The 20646-nt window shown below is 47.3% G+C and carries 17 protein-coding genes; 6 read left to right on the top strand and 11 right to left on the bottom strand.

The features are described 5' to 3' along the window. The first annotated feature begins 10 nt into the window (after positions 1-10). From HMPREF1254_RS11945 to HMPREF1254_RS02420, 5 genes are all read left to right on the top strand, one after another. Positions 11-160: a hypothetical protein gene (locus HMPREF1254_RS11945; protein ID WP_155945411.1), complete on the top strand. Its 150-nt coding sequence runs from the start codon at positions 11-13 to the stop codon at positions 158-160. 431 nt (positions 161-591) lie between these two features. After that, complete coding sequence (locus HMPREF1254_RS02435) at positions 592-3111, top strand: ribonucleoside-diphosphate reductase subunit alpha (RefSeq protein WP_023057177.1); 2520 nt, start codon at positions 592-594, stop codon at positions 3109-3111. A gap of 96 nt (positions 3112-3207) precedes the next feature. After that, positions 3208-4251 (top strand): ribonucleotide-diphosphate reductase subunit beta, encoded by a 1044-nt coding sequence (locus tag HMPREF1254_RS02430; protein WP_004351072.1) that lies wholly within the window; start codon positions 3208-3210, stop codon positions 4249-4251. Between the two features lie 12 nt (positions 4252-4263). After that, positions 4264-5523: an NAD(P)/FAD-dependent oxidoreductase gene (locus HMPREF1254_RS02425; protein ID WP_036877926.1), complete on the top strand. Its 1260-nt coding sequence runs from the start codon at positions 4264-4266 to the stop codon at positions 5521-5523. Beyond that, complete coding sequence (locus HMPREF1254_RS02420) at positions 5513-6055, top strand: NUDIX hydrolase (protein WP_023057102.1); 543 nt, start codon at positions 5513-5515, stop codon at positions 6053-6055. The genes HMPREF1254_RS02425 and HMPREF1254_RS02420 overlap by 11 nt, the downstream gene beginning before the upstream one ends. A gap of 14 nt (positions 6056-6069) precedes the next feature. On the opposite strand, the gene mfd is transcribed toward HMPREF1254_RS02420, so the two are convergent. The 9 genes from mfd to HMPREF1254_RS02375 all read right to left on the bottom strand — a co-directional run bounded on the left by mfd (position 6070) and on the right by HMPREF1254_RS02375 (position 16782). Beyond that, the gene (gene mfd, locus HMPREF1254_RS02415; RefSeq protein WP_036877945.1) at positions 6070-9519 is read right to left on the bottom strand and encodes a transcription-repair coupling factor; all 3450 of its coding nucleotides are present in this window, start codon (positions 9517-9519) and stop codon (positions 6070-6072) included. 127 nt (positions 9520-9646) lie between these two features. Beyond that, positions 9647-10456 carry a Fic family protein gene (locus HMPREF1254_RS02410; protein ID WP_023057104.1) on the bottom strand — a complete coding sequence of 270 codons (810 nt, stop codon included), beginning with the start codon at positions 10454-10456 and terminating at the stop codon, positions 9647-9649. 268 nt (positions 10457-10724) lie between these two features. Then, the gene (locus tag HMPREF1254_RS02405) at positions 10725-11477 is read right to left on the bottom strand and encodes a polyprenol monophosphomannose synthase (RefSeq protein WP_023057001.1); all 753 of its coding nucleotides are present in this window, start codon (positions 11475-11477) and stop codon (positions 10725-10727) included. Between the two features lie 179 nt (positions 11478-11656). Continuing rightward, the gene (locus HMPREF1254_RS02400; RefSeq protein ID WP_023057017.1) at positions 11657-12415 is read right to left on the bottom strand and encodes a lysophospholipid acyltransferase family protein; all 759 of its coding nucleotides are present in this window, start codon (positions 12413-12415) and stop codon (positions 11657-11659) included. Positions 12416-12433: 18 nt separating this feature from the next. Next, positions 12434-13603, bottom strand: a complete 1170-nt coding sequence (locus HMPREF1254_RS02395) for a metallophosphoesterase (RefSeq protein ID WP_023057021.1) — start codon at positions 13601-13603, stop codon at positions 12434-12436. Positions 13604-13656: 53 nt separating this feature from the next. Beyond that, on the bottom strand, positions 13657-14982 hold the full coding sequence (locus HMPREF1254_RS02390) for a dihydroorotase (RefSeq protein ID WP_023057076.1): 1326 nt from the start codon (positions 14980-14982) through the stop codon (positions 13657-13659). A gap of 15 nt (positions 14983-14997) precedes the next feature. Further along, the gene (locus HMPREF1254_RS02385; RefSeq protein WP_023057151.1) at positions 14998-15795 is read right to left on the bottom strand and encodes a DUF4369 domain-containing protein; all 798 of its coding nucleotides are present in this window, start codon (positions 15793-15795) and stop codon (positions 14998-15000) included. Between the two features lie 254 nt (positions 15796-16049). Then, complete coding sequence (locus tag HMPREF1254_RS02380) at positions 16050-16457, bottom strand: hypothetical protein (RefSeq protein WP_036877921.1); 408 nt, start codon at positions 16455-16457, stop codon at positions 16050-16052. After that, entirely contained in the window at positions 16441-16782 is a 342-nt protein-coding gene (locus HMPREF1254_RS02375) for an FtsB family cell division protein (RefSeq protein WP_036874787.1), read from the bottom strand. The genes HMPREF1254_RS02380 and HMPREF1254_RS02375 overlap by 17 nt, the downstream gene beginning before the upstream one ends. Positions 16783-16935: 153 nt before the next feature. On the opposite strand from HMPREF1254_RS02375, the gene HMPREF1254_RS02370 reads away from it, so the two are divergent. After that, complete coding sequence (locus HMPREF1254_RS02370; RefSeq protein ID WP_023056995.1) at positions 16936-18717, top strand: DNA polymerase III subunit gamma/tau; 1782 nt, start codon at positions 16936-16938, stop codon at positions 18715-18717. A 424-nt stretch (positions 18718-19141) separates the two neighbouring features. On the opposite strand, the gene HMPREF1254_RS02365 is transcribed toward HMPREF1254_RS02370, so the two are convergent. Continuing rightward, a complete protein-coding gene (locus HMPREF1254_RS02365; RefSeq protein WP_023057004.1) occupies positions 19142-20203 on the bottom strand; it encodes a relaxase/mobilization nuclease domain-containing protein in 1062 nt (353 codons plus the stop codon). After that, entirely contained in the window at positions 20187-20618 is a 432-nt protein-coding gene (locus HMPREF1254_RS02360) for a plasmid mobilization protein (protein WP_023057159.1), read from the bottom strand. The genes HMPREF1254_RS02365 and HMPREF1254_RS02360 overlap by 17 nt, the downstream gene beginning before the upstream one ends. Between the last annotated feature and the right edge of the window lie 28 nt (positions 20619-20646).

Below are 20646 nucleotides of genomic sequence, written 5' to 3'. Positions count from 1 at the left end.
ATTACAAAAAATGACAGAGCTGACAAAATATCAGGCAACGTTTTTAACAAAAATGCTGCGCATTTTAGCAACGCCGCAACCTCATCAGCTAAAATATGGGAAGCATTTGAGCATTTTCTTATCTTCTTATCAATCAATTCGTTATAGTGAAAAGCCATAATAACACCTTCCCAAAATGAGCATAAAACACGACCTTTTTGATGCTCAAACCTCCATTTTTGGTGCAAATAAGCACGCAAAAGCATGTAGATAACACGGCAAACTCAATGCAATAACCGCTCTATTCCATTGACATAACACGACAAAGAGATAGAGATAAGCAGAAAAGGCTTTGTTTTTGCACCAAAACAGGCAACTTGTTTTTCTATTTTGAGAATTATTTTTGTAAAATAAAACGAATCTAATTAACATGTTTAAGAATTATTAACTGTACTTTTCTTTTAAGATCAAGACCCTATCGGTAAGCCACTTCTCGTTGCCAAATCTGCCTCTTTGCCTGTAAAAATTACAAGATATAATTTTTTCTTCCGACGCATTTCATTAACTTTGCAGAAACAACATTACAACTCTTACTTCTTATTATAAAAATCAATGGATATTACTAAGCGTAACGGCTCAACCGAGCAATATGACAAAGAGAAGATTGCTACGGCCATCAAGAAGAGCTTTATCAGTACGAAACACGAGATAGACGATGCCACTATCTACCAAATGGTACAATCGGTAGAAGATATTGTTTGTACCAATCATATCAAGCAAAATGTGGAGAGCATTCAGGATGAGGTGGAAAAGGCGCTGATGAAAAACGGTTATTACGCCGAAGCAAAGAGTTTTATCCTGTTCAGATGGCAGCGAACCGAGATACGTCGTACCTATAGGCGCATCGCCGAGGATTTGCAAGACGAACACATTACAGAGGTATTGAGACATATTGCCGCTGACTTTACAGACAAAGAATATAGTATATTGCTGCTCATCGACAAGTATGCCAGCTTCAGCAAAGCTGGTATGACTGCCACCGAACGCATGAACGCGCTTATCAAGGCAGCGGTGGAGCTTACCACGCAAGAGGCTCCCGAATGGGAATTCATCGCGGCCCGACTGCTCAATTACCAACTCAACAAACGCATCGCACGCTTTGAAGACAGCGAGGGACTGATGTCTCTGTATGACAAGCTGAAGTTCTTGACAGACAGGAATCTTTATGGCGCATATATCTTGCAACAATACAGCAAAGCCGAAATAGAACAAGCGGCAACATTTATGGATGCCAGTCGCAACCACTTGCTCAACTATTCGGGACTGGAACTGCTCATTAAACGCTATGTGATTCGTAATTTTGACAACAATCCCATTGAAAGTGTGCAAGAAATGTTCTTGGGAATAGCCTTGCATCTGGCAATGAACGAGCCACAAGACCGCATGATGTGGGTGCAACGCTTTTACAACATGCTGAGCAAGCTGCAAGTAACCATGGCAACCCCCACCCTTTCCAATGCGCGCAAGCCGTTTCACCAACTGTCAAGTTGTTTCATTGATACCGTTCCCGACAGTTTGGAAGGCATCTACCGAAGCATTGACAACTTTGCGCAAGTGAGCAAGTTTGGCGGTGGCATGGGACTCTACTTTGGTAAGGTGCGCGCTGCAGGCGGCAGGATAAGAGGCTTTAAGGGTGCTGCCGGTGGCGTTATTCGCTGGATGAAACTGGTAAACGACACGGCCGTTGCCGTCGATCAGTTAGGCGTTAGACAGGGTGCGGTGGCTGTATATCTGGATGTATGGCATAAGGATTTACCCGAATTCCTACAACTTCGCACCAACAATGGCGATGACAGGATGAAGGCACACGACATCTTTCCCGCCATCTGTTACCCCGACTTGTTTTGGAAAATGGCAGAAGAAAACCTCAACCAAGACTGGTATATGTTCTGTCCCAATGAGGTGATGACCGCTAAAGGGTATAACTTGGAAGACTATTATGGTGAGGAATGGGAGAAACGCTATTGGGATTGCGTGCATGACAGCAACATTTCACGAAGAGTTATGTCTATAAAAGAGATTGTCAGACTTATCCTTAAATCGGCTGTGGAGACGGGTACTCCCTTCACCTTTAACAGAGACACGGTGAACAGGGCCAACCCCAACCACCACAAAGGCATCATTTACTGCTCTAACCTCTGCACGGAGATAGCACAAAACATGTCGCAGATAGAGGAAGTGTCTAACGAGATACGCACCGAAGAGGGCGACACCGTAGTGGTAAGGACCGTGAAACCGGGCGACTTCGTGGTGTGCAACCTTGCCAGCTTGTCGTTGGGACACCTAAAACTGGAAGACGAAACAGAGATGAGAGAGGTGGTATCAAGCGTGGTAAGAGCCTTGGATAATGTGATAGACTTGAACTTTTACCCTCTTCCTTTCGCAAAAATCACCAACCGCACCTATCGAAGCATCGGCTTGGGCGTGAGTGGTTATCATCATGCACTGGCCATAAGGGGCATCAAATGGGAAAGCGAAGAGCATCTGTCGTTCGTAGACAAAGTGTTTGAGCGCATCAATCGTCTGGCTATTGAAGCCAGTTCGGACATTGCAAAACAAAAGGGAAGCTACAAATACTTTGAAGGTAGCGACTGGCAAACAGGCGAATACTTCACCAAGCGACAATATACATCGCCCCAATGGAAAGCACTTGCCAAGAAAGTAAGTCAGCAGGGCATGCGCAACGCCTACCTCTTAGCCATCGCACCAACCAGCAGCACAAGCATCATCGCAGCCACCACGGCAGGCGTAGACCCTGTAATGAAACGGTTCTTCTTGGAAGAAAAGAAAGGTGCCATGTTGCCCCGAGTAGCTCCAAGCCTATCAGATAAAACCTATTGGGTATACAAAAGCGCATACCTGATAGACCAATCGTGGAGCATGAGAGCCGCAGGAATAAGACAGAAGCATATTGACCAAGCACAAAGTGTCAACCTATACATCACCAATAATTATACCATGCGGCAACTGTTGGGACTGTACACCTTGGCATGGCACTGCGGTGTGAAAACCATCTACTATATCCGAAGCAAATCGTTAGAGGTGGAAGAGTGTGAAAGCTGCGCCTCATAAGGCCGAAAAAGATTGATGTGATGACAATTGGTGAGGTAAAAAGCAAGCCAAAACTCATAAACTAAAAAACTAAAAAACTCATAAACTAATAAAAACATGACACAATTAAAGCGCAATTCGCTATTTAATCCAAACGGAGATACAGACCTACGATTGAGAAGGATGATTGGGGGAAACACCACCAACCTCAATGATTTCAACAACATGAAATACCAATGGGCAAGCGACTGGTACAGGCAGGCGATGAACAACTTTTGGATTCCAGAAGAAATCAACCTCACCCAAGACACAAAAGACTATCCACGACTGGACAAAGCCGAGCGCACTGCCTACGACAAGATATTGAGTTTCCTCGTTTTTCTCGATTCCCTGCAAAGCAACAACCTGCCTTCACTGTGCGAATACATCACAGCCAACGAGGTAAACCTATGCCTGCACATACAGGCTTTTCAAGAGTGTGTGCACAGTCAGAGTTACAGTTACATGCTCGACACGATATGCAGCCCCGAGCAACGCAATGACATTCTGTATCAATGGAAGACAGATGAGCATCTGTTAAGGCGCAACACCTTCATCGGCAATTGCTATAATGAGTTTCATGAAAAGCAAGATTTGTATGCACTGATGAAGACCTGTATTGCTAATTTCATCTTGGAAGGCATCTACTTTTACAGTGGTTTTATGTTTTTCTACAATCTCAGTCGCAACGGAAAGATGTCTGGATCGGCACAAGAGATACGCTACATCAACCGTGACGAGAACACTCACCTGTGGTTGTTCAGAAACATTATCAAAGAATTGAAAAAAGAAGAGCCCGAAATGTTTACGCCCGAAAAGGTGAAAGTGTACGAAGAGATGATGCGAGAGGGCGTTCGTCAGGAGATTGCATGGGGACAATATGTGATTGGAAACGACATTCAAGGACTCAATGCGCAAATGGTGACAGACTACATTCATTATCTGGGCAACCTGCGTTGGCACAGCTTGGGCTTTGATTATCTGTATGAGGACAATCAAAAAGAACCCGAAGACATGAAATGGGTAGCGCAATATTCTGACCCGAACATGGTAAAGACCGACTTCTTTGAGGCGAAAAGTACGGCATACGCTAAGAGTACAGCCATTGAAGACGACCTATAAGTGCGAATAAACATGCTCAGTATTGCCGTTATTGGTGGTGGGGCAGCTGGCTTCATGGCTGCCATCACCGCCAAAAGACAAATGCCGAATGCCAACGTCTGCATCTTTGAGAAAGGGAAAAAGGTGTTGGCGAAAGTGGCTGTGACAGGTGGTGGGCGTTGCAACATCACAAACTCGTTCGCACAAGTAACCGACTTGAAGCAGGCATATCCACGTGGTGACAAACTCATGAAACGCTTGTTTAAGGTCTTTAGCTATCAAGATGCTTATCAATGGTTTGAGGATAATGGGGTTAAACTCACCACACAGGCTGACCAATGCGTGTTTCCACAATCACAAACATCACAATCTGTCATCGATTGCTTGGTGGGATTGGCGCATCAATGGGGCGTGAACATCTATACAGAGCATTGTGTAAAGAAGATTACTCCATTGGAAAATGGAGACATCAAGTTGTATTTCGCACGGCAAGAGCCATTGGTTTTTAACCGTGTAGCTATCACGGCAGGAGGCTCACCGCATGCGGAACAACTGCAATATCTGTCGGACATTGGACACAAAATAGAACCGCCATGTGCTTCACTGTTTACATTCAGCATTAAAGAGCAACGCCTTACAGAACTAATGGGAACCTGTGTAGCCCCCGTCTATCTATCCATTCCCGGCACAAAACTGCGAAGTGAAGGCACACTACTTATCACGCATTGGGGATTGAGCGGACCATCAACGCTCAAATTGTCGGCTTATGCCGCCCGAATACTCAACGAATGCGACTATCAGTTTCATGTTTCAGTAAACTGGATTCACACCACCAACACTCAAATTGTTGCAGACACGCTACGTCAAACCGCCATGGCGAATGCACAAAAGCAACTGAGCTCCGTCCGCCCTTACATGTTGTCCGCACGCTTGTGGAACTATTTGATTGAGCGAGCAGGATTCTCCGTTCAGCAAAAGTGGAATGAGTTGGGAAGCAAAAGTATCCATAAGTTGACTGAAACTCTCACCAACGACACATACACCGTAGCAGGAAAAGGTACTTGGAAAGAAGAGTTTGTTACCTGTGGCGGTATCAGTTTGAAGAGCATCAACCTTACTACGTTAGAGAGCAAGGCATGTCCAAATTTGTTTTTTGCAGGCGAAGTGGTTGATGTCGACGGCATCACGGGGGGATTTAACCTACAAGCGGCATGGACAATGGGCTATGTCGTGGGACTAAGTTTGGCGAAAGAGCCATCAAATCATCAAAACACATCAAATCATGTCTATTGAGAAATGGAAAACATTAAAGTCTGATTACATCATCAAGCGACCGTGGCTCACGGCTCGTCGAGACGAGGTAAAACTGCCAAACGGCATTATTCATGACGAATACTATGTGCTGGAATATCCCGATTGGGTAAATGTTATAGCAGAAGACAGCGAGGGAAACTTGATTATTGAACGCCAATGGCGACACGGATTGGGCATTGTGTCGAATGAAATTTGTGCTGGCGTGATAGAAAAAGACGAAGAACCGCTCAACGCTGCCAAGCGAGAACTGCAAGAAGAGACAGGCTTTGGTGGAGGAACATGGAGCAAACTCATGACCATCTCTCCCAATCCCAGCACCATGAACAACCTTTGCCACTGCTTTTTAGCAAAGGGTGTAGAACCAATCAGCAGCCAACACTTGGACAAGACCGAAGACATCGAGTTTCAGTTACTGCCTAAAACCAAAGTCTTCGAAATGCTCAAGAATGGCGATTTCATGCAGGCACTGATGATAGCTCCTTTGTGGAAATACTTTTCTGAACAATTGTAAGGAGCATTCATCTATCACATAGATGCGCTGCCCTCTATCTCTCTAAGTATCTTCACGCCCTCTTCAACACTCGAAACGTTGCTCACATGCAGCATTCGCCTGCCCTTCACCTCCTTTAAGTCGCAGCGACGGGCATGCTGGGCAATGTAGTTGAGCACGCTATCAAACGCCTTGCTCTTGTAATATGCACTCATGGGATTGCTGACAAACTGCAAAATCATTCTGCCTTGTTTTAGCATAAGCTTCTCACATCCCAAGCGTTTGCCCACGCGGCGCAAGGCAACAACATTCATGAGTTCTTCTCCTTCGTGGGGAATGGGACCAAAACGATCGATCAACCGCTGCCGATAGGCCGCCAGTTCGTTATCATCTTCAATACTATCCAACTCGCGATACAACAACATGCGCTCACTGCTTCCCGGCACATAACTATCGGGGAAATACATTTCCAAATCACTCTCCACGGCACAATCATCCACGAAATCGGCTCCCGATACCACTTCTCCACGTGCAATAGATTCTTCGTACAGATCGCTGAACTCGTCATTACGCAATTCGGTAACTGCTTGTGAGAGGATTTTTTGATACGTTTCGTACCCCAAATCCTCCATGAAACCGCTCTGTTCTGCTCCTAACAGATTTCCTGCCCCACGAATATCCAAGTCTTGCATGGCGATGTTGAACCCGCTACCCAATTCAGAAAACGTTTCCAAAGCTTCGAGTCGTCGGCGCGCTTCGGGCGTAAGAACCGATTTAGGAGGTGCCAACAGGTAGCAAAAGGCTTTGCGATTGCTTCGCCCCACACGTCCCCTCATTTGATGAAGGTCTGACAATCCGACGCGATGAGCATTGTTGATGATGATGGTATTGGCATTACTGATGTCAATACCATTCTCGATAATAGAGGTTGAGAGCAACACATCGTAATCATGATTCATGAAATCTATCAAGATATTCTCCAACTGTTCGGGCGGCATCTGTCCATGCCCAATCGCCACGCGGCAATCGGGTACATATTTTAGAATCATCTTCTCAATCTCGGACAGCGTAGAGATGCGGTCGTTCACAAAATACACTTGTCCGTTTCGGCTCATCTCAAAGTTGATGGCATCGGTGATGATTTCGTGTCCAAACGTACCTATCTCCGTGTGAATGGGATAGCGATTGGGAGGCGGCGTGCGCATAATACTCATGTCGCGCGCACCCATTAACGAGAATTGCAGGGTGCGAGGAATGGGCGTTGCCGACATGGTAAGCGTGTCAACGTTGGTCTTCAGCTTGCGAAGTTTCTCCTTTGTGGACACTCCGAACTTCTGTTCTTCATCGATGATGAGCAGACCTAAATCGTGCCACTTCACCGACTTGCCCAACAACTTATGCGTTCCGATGATGATGTCGATGCGCCCTGCCGCCAAATCCTCCAACACCCGATGAGACTGTTTCGCCGTTCGAGCACGGGAAAGATAGTCCACATTCACGGGCATGCCCTGTAATCGTTCCTTGAAAGTCTTATAGTGTTGGAAAGCAAGCACCGTGGTTGGCACCAGCACTGCCACCTGCTTGGAGTCGCAAGCTGCCTTGAACGCCGCACGAATGGCAACCTCTGTCTTGCCAAACCCTACGTCGCCACACACCAAACGGTCCATGGGACGTGCTTTCTCCATGTCGCCTTTCACCTCTGCCGTTGCCTTCACTTGGTCTGGAGTTTCCTCGTATAAGAAGCTGGCTTCCAATTCTTGTTGCATAAAGGTATCCGCACTAAACGAAAAACCCTTTTCATGTCGACGCTTAGCGTAGAGCTTGATGAGGTCGCGCGCGATGTCCTTGATGCGCTTCTTCGCCTTCTCTTTGAGCCGTTCCCACGCACCCGTTCCCAATGTAGACAAGCGAGGAGGTTCGCCAGTGTCGCTACGACGATACTTGGAGATTTTGTACAGCGAGTGGATGGACACGTCTACGATGTCATTGCGCTGATAGATGATGCGAATCATCTCTTGATACGTATTGCCTGTAGGAACTCTCACCAAACCTCCAAACTTACCAATACCAAAGTCAACATGCACGATGAAGTCGCCCGGCTGCATCTCCTGAAGCTCCTTGAGCGTGAGTGCCATCTTGCCAGCCCGCGCCTTGTCCGACTTGAGGTTGTACTTATGGAAGCGTTCAAATATCTGGTGATCAGTGAAACAGCATATCTTCAGGTTGTTATCTACAAACCCTTCGTGCAGCGAGGCATCGCCCGTGCCCTTCAAGGAGAGCGGTTCTTGGAGCCGCGATGATGCTCTTGGGGCGCCATTGTCGTCACGCAGGGCAGCATCGGATGTGGCTTCCAGAATCTCGCGAAGACGCTCCACCTGCTTCTTGCTATCGGCAAAGATGTACAAAACATACCCTTGGAGCGCATAGTCTTCAAAAGTTTTGCGCAGTAAGTCAAAATTCTTATGAAACAAGGGTTGCGGCGTGATGCTGAAGGTGATGGTGGCCTGTGGCGCAATGGATGGCTGCGTCCCGAACTGGATACATTGAAAGCCAGCCACATCGTGTGCGAATTGTCGTGCCGTAATCAGTTGCTGTTCTCTTCGCAGCGTGCGAATAATCTCCTGCTGCTCCACCTCTGTGGCTCCTTCCATGCGCTCTTGAACCACCTGCGATGCGAAACCTTCATTGTAAACGCGGTCGATAGTGTCATGAACGTAGGTGAAATCTTTCATCACCAACAGCGCGTTGGCGGGCAAGAAGTGCAGGAACGACACCTTATCACTATCCGCATTGGCCAGTTGGGGTACAATTTCTATTGCCGTTTGCTTGTCCTTAGACAGCTGGTCTTGTACGTCAAAGGTGCGAATAGTATCTATCTCATCTCCAAAGAAGTCGATTCGCAAAGGCCATTCACTACTGAATGAATAGACGTCTACAATGCTTCCGCGCACGGCAAACTGCCCAGGTTCGTACACATAGTCCACCTCTTGAAACCCAAATGTCAGCAAGTTTTTTTTCAGTTGCATGGGGTCGACTGTCTGTCCCACGTTCAGCTTGATGGTACCCTCGTCCAGTTTTTGCTTTGACACCACCAGTTCGCACAGCGATTCGGGTGAGGCGACGATGTAAAGGGGCTTGCCCGCCGCCAGCTTGGACAACACCTCGGTGCGCAATATCTCGTTGGCGGCATCCCGTTGCCCATACTTCACGGCCCTACGGTATGACGATGGGAAATACAGCACCTGCTGATTGCCAAGCGTCTGCGTCAGGTCGTGATAGAAATAGCCAGCCTCATCGGCATCCTGAAGAATGAAAAGAATGGTTTTGGACAGCTGCCTGGCCATTCCGGCGAACAGCATGGGGGCGGCAGAAGCCATGAGCCCCTGCAGGAAAACGGTCTTCACCGACTTGTCTTCCAGTGCCTTCCGGAGCGCTCCGGCCTGTGGCGACGCTCCATACAGTTGTTGAATGTCTTGTATATTCATCGCAAATGCGTTGAGCATACAAAGGTAATGAAATAAGCTGGAATAATGGACAAAAGCATGGGTTATATCCAACCAGTAGCTGCAACTTCGTTATTACAACAGCGGTTGCCACTGATAAGAGCAACAATTAAAACAGAAAACTATAACTGATATTCTGCGAAGCATTGAACCGCTCAATCTCCAATGAGAGCGATTTCTTTAACTGCCCAGCCATAAAGTCGAGGAACGGCTGATTTACATCTTCCTCCCGTGACTGCCGCAAGGCCGAAATATATGCTTCTCTATCTTCCTTGAATATCTTAGTTGGAAAAAGGTTGTAGCAAAACTGAATGTAATTCATCAACAGGCGTGCTGTTCTTCCATTTCCATCAACCCACGGATGAATGGTCGCTAAGTTAAAATGGGCATTGAAACTTAACTCGTATTGTTCCCGAAATGTAACCGTTTTCTTCTGCTTTTCTTGCAACAAAGCGCAAAGCTCGTTCACTTTGGCAGGCACTTTCTGATAACTCATATAAGAACGCCCACCCATTCCAGCCGTAACGCCACACAAGCGGAACTCACCTTTGGATGCATCGAAAGAGCCTCCCATCACATGATAAACACTGCCTGTCGTACGCATCAATGTCGCATTCAGCTTTTGCAAGAACGAAGCGTCTACAGGCACACGGCTTTTGGCTTCTGCTTTGGCAAGCTCATACGCCTTCTTCAGGTCTTCGTTCATCAAATGATGCACCAAAGGTTTGCCTTTCGCAGTCAATCCCTCATCGAAAAGCAGCTGCGCCTCCGTTTCGGTGAGTGTTGAACCCTCAATCGCTGTAGAGTGGGCAATCAACGAATAGAGGTAGTACTTCTCATAGTCTACCGCTTCACTGATACCAAGTTGCTGAAACTTCTGGTACAAGTGTTCAATCTCTTGCCAAAATCCTGGTTGCATGGACTTTTGCTTAATCAAATTTATTTCTGTTCAAAGATAGTGTATTTGTAGGTTGCAACCAAAGAAAACGATGGGTAAATTTAATTTGAAAAAAAATGCAGCAACTTTCCATTGACCATGCACTCGCCTTCCAATCCCATTGACTTTGGACCTCAAAGTCAATGAGATTGGGGGGCAAAGTCAATGCTTTTGGTGACCAAAGTCAATGCTATTCATTCATGATCTGCATCGAGCTGTAAACCAACAGGTTACCATCATGCGAGTCAGCTCAATCCATGGGCATGGGTGGATATTTGCGCAACCAGCCATCCAAGCGCAAACGCATCACGCCAAAAAAGGCCTCGCCAAAGATACCACCACTCATTTTGCTCACGCCCTCACGACGATTGACGAAGACCACCGGCACCTCTTTTATTTTGAACCCTATTTTGTAGGCGGTGTATTTCATCTCAATCTGGAAGCCATAGCCCTTGAAACGAACCTCATCCAATGGGATTGTTTCAAGAACACGGCGTTTGTAGCACTTGAATCCGGCCGTTGTATCATGCACGTTGAAGCCCGTCATCAACCGGACGTACTTGGAGGCGAAGTAGCTCATCAGCACTCTTCCGATGGGCCAGTTCACTACATTAACACCACTGACGTAGCGTGAGCCAATGGAAAGGTCGTATCCCTCGTCGTGACAGGCGGCGTACAGGCGCGGAAGGTCATTGGGGTCGTGACTGAAGTCGGCATCCATCTCGAAGATGTAGTCATATTGATGTTGCAGTGCCCACTTGAATCCAGTGATGTAAGCCGTGCCCAACCCCAGCTTACCCGATCGTTCGATGATAAACAATCGGTCGGCGAACTCGGCTTGCATCAGCCTATGAACGATGGCTGCGGTGCCGTCCGGACTGCCGTCATCGATGACCAGAATATGAAAACACTTGTCCAACGCGAAGACGGCACGGATGATTTTCTCCATGTTCTCTTTCTCATTGTACGTCGGAATGATGACGATGCTGTCGGTTTTGTTCATAGTTTTGTTATTTTATGGGTTCAAGAAGTGGTGAAAAATGAGTGCGAACCGAACGCAATCAAGCTGGCTTGCAATTGCGGAGGCGATGCCTGTCTTATGCAAAGGTAGTGGAATTAGTGAGATATGCAAAAACATTTCACGGCATTTTTACAGTCGACAGCTGTTGTCGCGCATGCAGTTTACTGATCAGGATTCTCGACAAAACCCTGATATTCGGGAACCAAGGCACTCATGATGGCTTGATAGCTCTCATCGATGGTCTGACTGATATGCCCGGCATCACATGCCTTTGGCGCGATAGGTTCGTGAATGGTCAGTTGCAAGGGGTGCCAGGATACCCATTTCATATCACGCATGCGAGGCATGACATTGAAAGATCCGTTGATGGTCAATGGCACAACGGGCAGTTGAAGGTCGTTGGCCAGCATGAAAGCCCCCCGCTTAAAAGTAGCCATGTGACCCGTGAACGTGCGCGAACCCTCTGGGAAAACCACAAGCGACATGCCATCTTGCAGCGTCTCGTGTGCCTTGTCATAGGTTTCTTTGACCTTACTGGGACTGCGTTTGTCCACAAAAATATGGTGTGCCGCTGCACAAGCGCGTCCGATGAAGGGCATCTTGCGCAGCTGATGCTTCATCATCCACTTGAAATTGCGCCCTAAGAATCCATAAATCAGGAAGATGTCGAAAGCTCCTTGATGGTTGCTAACGAAGACATAAGAACGTTTCGGCTCCAGATGTTCACGTCCTTCTACCTTCACGGGCAACAGCAGCACACGAACAACCAGCTGCCCCCACCATCGTCCAGGATAATAACCCCAGAAATGTCCGTCACCAAGCGTGCACCCAATGGTGACGACCAATGCCGTGAGCAGGGTGAAGACAGCGATGATGGGTGCTGCGATGAACAATTGATAGATGCGGTACAAATACTTCATACGTCATGTTTTTTCTGATTATTTCTGTCGATGCAGGGTGACGACTACAATTTCTGCCGGCACACCAAAGCGAAAAGGAATAAGTCCACCCAGTCCGGCTGTCACATAAAGGAAACGGTTTCCCTCATGGTAAAGCCCCCAGTCTTCGGCATACTTGAACTTGGAGGGGCGGATGCCCAACACGCTTATCTGTCCGCCATGGGTGTGTCCGCTGAGCGTGAGTTGTGCTTTCGACTCGGGTAGGATGTGCCGTCGCCATGCCGATGGATCGTGCTGAAGCATCACAACAAAGGCATCATCGCCCACACCACGCAAGGTTTGGTGGATGTTGCCACGTGCCGGATGCGGTGGAAGTCCATCGTTCTCCTCACCAGCGATGACGATGGAATCGCGACCTCTGTAGATGGAACGATTCTCATTCAGCAAGACAGTCCATCCACATTGCCGCTGACGAGAAATGGTTTCACGCTCATTGGCCACCTTGACGGCGGCATCGGCATGGATATATCCACTGTAATCATGGTTTCCCAGAACGGAATAAACGCCATCTTTCGCCTTAATGGATTTGAAAAGTCCGACAAACGGATAGAGTTCTGAGGGTTGAATGTTTTGCAAGTCACCCGTGAAGACCACCATGTCGGCTTGCTGTGCCTGAATACTGTCAACGGCTCGTTCCAAGATAGGGCGGCGTGATTTGAGATAACTCCCCACATGCGCATCGGACCAATGCACGATGCGATAGCCGTCAAACGATGCGGGCAGATCCTTGAAGGTGACCTCTACATGTTTCACTTTCAGCTTTCTGAAGCCGAAGGTAGACCCATAAACAAAAATATAGATGAGCAACAAACTCAGAACGAGCCCCACCAGGTTGCCCCAGTTGCGACGTGTTTTGCGCAATCGGCAAAAGAACAGTCCGATAACCGAACAGATGGAAAACATCGCTTTTGGCACAATGAGCAGGCAAAGCAGCAACAGATAGTTGTCAATCCAAGCCGGATTGTCGGGGATGAAGTTAGGTTCGATGGCCATCTTGATGGTGTAAGCCAGCATCAAGAGAGCGGGAAGCCACCATAAAAGACGCTTCCACCAGGTGTATTTTTTCTTCTTCCGCAGGTAATGCAGGTCAAGATACACATCCGGAAGGATAATGAGAAAGAGAAGAAAGATGAATATTCTTGCAATCATAGGGTCGATGTGGCAACAGATAAGCTATTGAGTGAGTGGACTGCGGACGAAAGTTATCGTCGGAAACACAGGGCCTCACCCCGATAATCCTCGTCAAACACGCCATCATCATAGACCAGATGACCATTGCAGAAGGTCTGCATAACCTTCCATTGATAGGTGTGTCCCGTCATTGGACTCCACTTACACTTGCTCTGAATCACGGATTCGGTCACCGTCCAAGGCGTGTTTGGCTTGACGATGGTGATGTCGGCTTTGTAATTTTCGCGCAAGAAACCCCGTTCGTTCACGTCGAACAACAGGGCTGGATGATGACACATCAACGTGACCAAACGCTCAATAGTGAGCACGCCTGCATCTACCAACTCCAACATCGTGGGCAAAGAGAATTGTACCATGGGCATGCCAGAAGCGGCAGTGCATGCTCCTCCCTGCTTATCGGGCAGCAAATGCGGTGCGTGATCGGTCGCTACGGTATGAATTTCTCCTGTGGTGAGCGCCCTTCTTAGTGCCTCACGGTCGGCTTTTGTCTTGATGGCAGGGTTGCATTTGATTAGACTTTTCAGGGTTTTATAATCATCATCATAGAACATCAAATGCGGTATCACGGCTTCGGCGGTGATGTTGTCATCGCTACCAAAGAACGTTAGTTCCTTCGCAGTGGTGAGATGAGCCACATGCAAGCGTGTTCCATACTTTTTGGCCAATGTCACTGCCAAGGCAGCCGACTTGTAACATGCTGCCTCACTGCGTATGAAGGGATGCAAAGAGATATCCACCTGCTCCCCCAACCGCTGTTTGTAGGCCTGCATGTTGGCGTTGATGAGCGTTGAATCCTCGCAATGTGCAATGATGGGGAATGGACAAGTACGGAAGATTTGCTCCAATGTTTCCCGTCTGTCTACCAACATATTGCCAGTACTGGCACCCATGAACAGCTTGATGGCCGGCACTTGATGGGGGTTGAGTGTTGGAATGAGGTCGGCATTCTGATTGGTCGCACCGAAGATAAAGGTATAATTGACGTGGCTATGCTGCCGTCCCAACTCGTGTTTAGCCTGCAAAGTTTCCAGCGAAGTGGTTTGGGGAACCGTGTTGGGCATGTCGAAAAAAGACGTGACACCACCGTAAGCCGCTGCCCGGCTCTCACTGTCAATGTCGGCTTTTGCCGTCAATCCCGGTTCACGAAAGTGCACATGTTCGTCGATGATGCCTGGTAATACGAAACACCCTGTGGCATCTACATGCTTATCGTAGTGGCCACAGGGAGCATTTTTTCCTTCAATGATTTCAGTGATACGGTCATCTTTAATCAGCACAGAGCCTTCGAAAGCCCTACCTTCATTCACGATTGTTCCACCGTATATTGCTATTGTCATGGTTATGGTTTGTTTCTACTCTGTCTTTTCCGAAGGCTTCGCCAAATCAGCAGGTGATGCCGGAGGTGGAAGCTGCTGTGCATTCGGTACCGATTGACTGGCTGCAGCAGGCACATCCTTCAAACCATTCATGATTTGTTCGTTCTCCTGCGCCTTTTGATAGTAATCTTTAACGTACGGATTGTTCTTGAATTGGTTGGTAGCCTTGCTCATGATGTCCTCAATCCATGGGGTCAGCTCGGGATATTGATTACCGATAGTCATCATGAAGAACACGCCTGGCCCCAACACATTATCGAAATTATCTGTCACGAAGGTAGTAACCAGATGGTCTTCCCGCTGACTTAATCTTTCTGCTTCAGCATTGAGCTGCGCGTTAACCATATCCATGTTGCTTCCATTCATGATGGCTTGGTCATGTCGATGCACCAGTTCGGCCTGCTGACTCTTCAACTGATTGTACTCATTGAAGAACTTAAACAGCTTGTCATTCAAGGGTGTGCCGCTCACAATCTGCTGGGTGTTGTTGATTTTGATATTGATGTCCCCCTCTTCCAACACGAAGGTAAGCACGCTCCTGTCATCCATGAAGATGTTGGCCATGCGAGCCGAGTCCAATGTTCCTGCGAACTGAAACTGCCCATGTACCACTTCACTGGAGTCGATCTTTTTGAAATCGTTATCTTGCAGCACCTTGAGGTACAACATTCTGCCATCCAAATCGGTCACGTTGGATGACCCTTGCACATGATAGCTGTTCGCACATGACGTGAACGCCACAAGAGAAATAAGCAGGTATAATATCTTATTCATATACGTATTCTTGTTCTGTTTCTTTCAGGGCACCTTGTCAGCATTCTCTGGGAAATCTCATTCACACACAATCCTAACCGCCCATCTTCTGCAAAGATGGCGCAAGCCGAAAGCAATCAAGCTTGTTTGAAATTGCTGAGGCACCGCCCATCTTCTGCAAAGATAATATGTATTGTCTGTGAACAAAATTATTTAATGCTATTTAATTTGTTTACAGGCTCCTTTTAGCATTTTTTTGGAATACAGAGCCTCATCTATTCCTCTTTTGACAACTCATGTTCAATGCGGTGCATGGTGTACATTTCCAGGATGGCCGCAATGAGCAGCAGAACCACCCACTTGTTATAAATGGTGTTATAGTACGTCAGGTAGTTGTCAAAGGCCGATTGCAGAAAGCGATAGACCATGTCCACCATCAGGAAACCAGACAGGATGAAGAAGATGTCGGCTAAGCTCATGATGCGTTTCAGCCGCTTCACGATGAAGTTATTGCCTTGGTATTCCTGCATCATCTGCATAACGCCAAACATCAAAGCGCCCGCAAGATAAATCCAACAAGCGATTTTCTGCTGCCACATCAGGGCGAAGCATCCGGCACCAACCACCATCATAGTCCCACCGGTAAGGAATATCAGGGTCTGCAGTTTATTGAGTTGTTTCATTTGTCGATTGTGGTTGTTCTGTTTTAGGGTCATCACTCAAAACGAAAATGTCTTCATCATCGGCCTTCATGAAATAGTTCTCTCGGGCTATCTTCTTGATGGCGCTGGGGTTACGCTTTAGTTCTCTTAGCTTCTTCGTGTTGATTTCATTCAGCGATTTATACTTGTTGATATCTTCTTTCAAATCACTGATTTGCCATTCCAGTTGGACACGTTTCATGAAACTGTTCTCATCAAGGACTCCAACAATAAGGAATCCGCCAACAATCACGATAAGGTATTTATAGTGATTGACGAAGCTCAGTATGACATTGACACGTTTCAAGAGTGGTAGGATTTAATGATTGCAAAAATAAACATTATAATTGAAAACGAAAAATGCACCTGTCATAATTTCATCTTATTAACAAATAATCAAACAGGGCAGTCCAAGGAAGTCTAATCTTTTTGCTATCTTTGCAAAACAAATTCATCTACAATGAAAGATTACATTGTTTCAGCGCGCAAATACCGGCCGATGACCTTTGACGCTGTCGTTGGCCAATCCGCGCTTATCACAACCCTTAAAAACGCCGTAAAGAGCGGGAAGCTGGCTCACGCCTACCTGTTCTGCGGCCCGCGCGGTGTCGGCAAGACCACCTGCGCACGCATCTTTGCCAAAGCCATCAACTGCCTGAACCCCACAGCAGATGGTGAAGCCTGCAACGAGTGCGAGAGCTGTCAGGCCTTCAACGAGCAAAGGTCGTACAACATCTTTGAACTTGACGCCGCCAGCAACAACTCGGTGGAGAACATCAAGTCGCTGATGGATCAAACACGCATACCGCCACAGGTAGGCAAGTACAAGGTATTCATCATCGACGAGGTGCACATGCTCTCCACATCGGCCTTCAACGCCTTTCTCAAAACGCTGGAAGAGCCGCCCGCACACGTCATTTTCATCCTGGCAACGACCGAGAAACACAAGATTTTGCCTACCATCCTCTCGCGTTGTCAGATATATGATTTCGAGCGGATGGCTACTGCAGACATCATCAACCACTTGAAAAACGTGGCTCAACAAGAGGGCATCACCTACGAAGACGCTGCCCTGAACATCATCGCAGAGAAGGCTGACGGCGGCATGCGCGACGCCTTGTCGGTCTTCGATCAGGCTGCCAGCTTCTGCCAAGGCAACATCACGTACGACAAAGTGCTGCAAGACCTCAACGTGCTGGACGCAGACAATTATTTCAAGATGGTGGACTTGTGCCTCGAGAACAAGGTGAGCGACGTGATGGTGCTGCTCAACTCCATTCTCGCAAGAGGCTTCGACGGCGGACATCTCACCAACGGACTGGCCTCGCACATACGCAACGTGCTCATGGCGAAGGACGCGCAGACACTGCCTTTGCTGGAGGTGAGCGAGCAACAACGACAGAAATACCAGCAACAGGCGCAGAAATGCCCGACCAAATTCTTATACCAAGCGTTGAAAATACTGAACCGCTGCGACGTGAACTACCGCCAGAGCAGCAACAAACGCCTGTTGGTGGAGCTCACGCTCATCGAAGTGGCGCAAGCGACACAGGCGGATGACGCTTCCGACGGGGCGGGGCGCAGCCCCAAACGCTTAAAACCCTTGTTCAAAAAGTTGGCTCCCGCGATGGGCGGCGAGACCAATCAACATGTGGCGAGCTCAGAGACAGGCAAGGTGTCTCCAGCAAATGCCCGCCACACCCCCATCACAACAGCACAACAACCATCGACTTCAACACCGGCTGCAACAAGTAAGTCAGCCGCTCAAAGGCCGCGACTGACACTCTCGGACATAGGAATGAGCTTCAACGACCTGCGTAACGGCGGCAAAAAACCATCTTACCAAACTAAACCCGAACAGAAAGTAACCGCACAAAACACGGCCTTCAGCGAGCAAGAACTGATGATACAGTGGAAGGTGATGTGCAACCGAATGCCCCAAGAGAAGATAGGTTTGGCGCAACGCATGAAGAACTTGACGCCCCGTATCACCAACTTCCCGAACATAGAAGTGGTCATCGACAACGACATTCTGCTCAAACAGCTGCAAGATGACAAGGAAAACATCTTGGCAGAGATGCGCACACTGCTGAAAAACGCGCAACTCAACATCAACCTGCGCCTTGCTGAAGCCCAGGAAGTGACCAAGATTTACTCGAAACGCGAAATCTTTGAAATGCTCAAAAAGGAGAATCCACAGTTCTCCAAACTATGCCAAAGCTTAAAATTGCAGTTGGGATAAATCTGTTTTCATTTCATTCTTCACAGCTTTTGCGCACCCTGAAATGGGTCATTGGACGATGTCCAACAAGTAAATTTATTTAACACGAGTTTTCTGTAAAATAGGATTTTCCAGCACGGAAAAAAGCTCTTTTCATCCCCCAAAATTGCACTTTCACGCCTACTGTCATGCTTTTACCCTTCAAAAGCATTGCTCTTGCACCTCAAGACAGCTATCAAAATGTATCTAATTGAAAATAAAGAAGTTACATTGTTAGTATAACTAAATAGGTAACGATTTAGAAACGAGCGAACTACTTGGCTTCGCTGTTTTCTGCCTAACAAAGAACGCTTGTTATTCTGTTTGCAAAGATAATACTTTGTTACCGAATAGCAAGCGTTTTTGATGAGATATTCTTTATTATGCACTTTTTGTATGCTATGCGCTATATTCCCCTTCCACGTTTCTTCTTTCTGTTAGCTTGGTATCTGAGTTTGCGCTGCCATGCAGCTTCGGTTAAGTCATTGCCTTGTGTACTTGGTGTAATTAAATCGCCTAACCCTTCCACCGCTTCATCGGCTGCACTAACGATGGTGTCTGCCACTGCACCAATGGGATTCTGCACTTGTGAGGTATCATTGTCTCGTGAGATAGAGGAGCGGCTTGGAGATACAAGTTGGTAGCCTGTATCAGATTGTTCTTTCTTTTCTGTAGGCTCTTGTACTGTTAGATGTGGTTTCCTTGATTCTTCCTTGTTGGTTGTTTCAAAGTTCTTCTGCAAGGAATGGTAGCCGAACTCCCTGCCGATTTCGGAAGCCTTGAAGGATTGCCCTGCGTATGAGAACTTCAAACCATAGACCTTGTCCTGCTTGTTCTTCATGCGCTCTATTGCGATACCGTTCTTGTTCAAATCGTAAAGGAACATGGAATGCCCAGTAATACCCATACCTTTGTACTTGTCAAGCAGGGCATAGCAGATTTGTTGTACTTGCTGTTTTGTCTGCTCTCTTATTGGATTGGCTTTTGGCTCCTGATGCTGCTTTTTCGCCTTGACCTCCTTTGCGATAGTCAAGTTTTTCTCCCTGCTGATTTCCTCTGCCACCCTTACAGCCCTATTGCTCACAAAGGTGGTATCATAGACTTCTCCATACAGACTGATGCGGTTGGCGATGATGTGAATATGCCTATTGTCGGTGTCCTTGTGCGTTACTGCCACCCATTGGTGGTTGTCAAGTCCTATTCGTTTGGCAAACAAATGGGCTATCCGCATAAGTTCTGACACAGGTAGCTTTCTTTCGTCTTGTGGTGCGATACCGATTTCAATGCGGAGAAACTTGTTCCTGCAACGGCTGTTGTAGTCACTGACCACTTTCATTTCCTCATAGATTGTCTTTGGCTCCCTGCTGCAAAGATTGTGGAAGGCAAGCCGATAGCCGAGCTTGCCCTCTCTGAAGATATAGTCCAGAGCCGTGCTGCCGTGTGCTATCGCCTTACATTTTCCTATCATTTCTTGTTAGATTTAAGACCTTATATACCTCATCGTCCACACGAAAATGCGGGTCGTAAAATCGCTTAAATGCTTCTTTGGCACATAGAGAAAGATTCTTTGTAATATGTACCCAATCCTTGTCCTTGAGCTTGATGAGATTGGAAATCTGCCCATAGAGCCTTCCTGTATGTTGGAGAATGGCAATGGCTTCCCTCTCATTGTCTGTCACCTTGGGAACGGCTGCCACCTCTCCATTTAGGAGTATCTCACGACAGTAATCGGAGAATTTACGCCCCGCACTTTCTGCCTTTGACTTAATACGCTGCTTTTCCTCTAAGGTGCATCTTACCTTGATGAACTCTGTCTTGTTCATCTTCTGCTCTTCCTTATCCTGTTGCTGCCATCGGGCAGCTTTTCCTTTATATCTGTTCATATAAGTTTCCTTGAAAGTTTATCATTGT

The organism is Prevotella sp. BV3P1 (genome assembly GCF_000479005.1).
Lineage (GTDB): Bacteria > Bacteroidota > Bacteroidia > Bacteroidales > Bacteroidaceae > Prevotella.
This window is presented reverse-complemented; position numbering and strand designations above follow the sequence as displayed.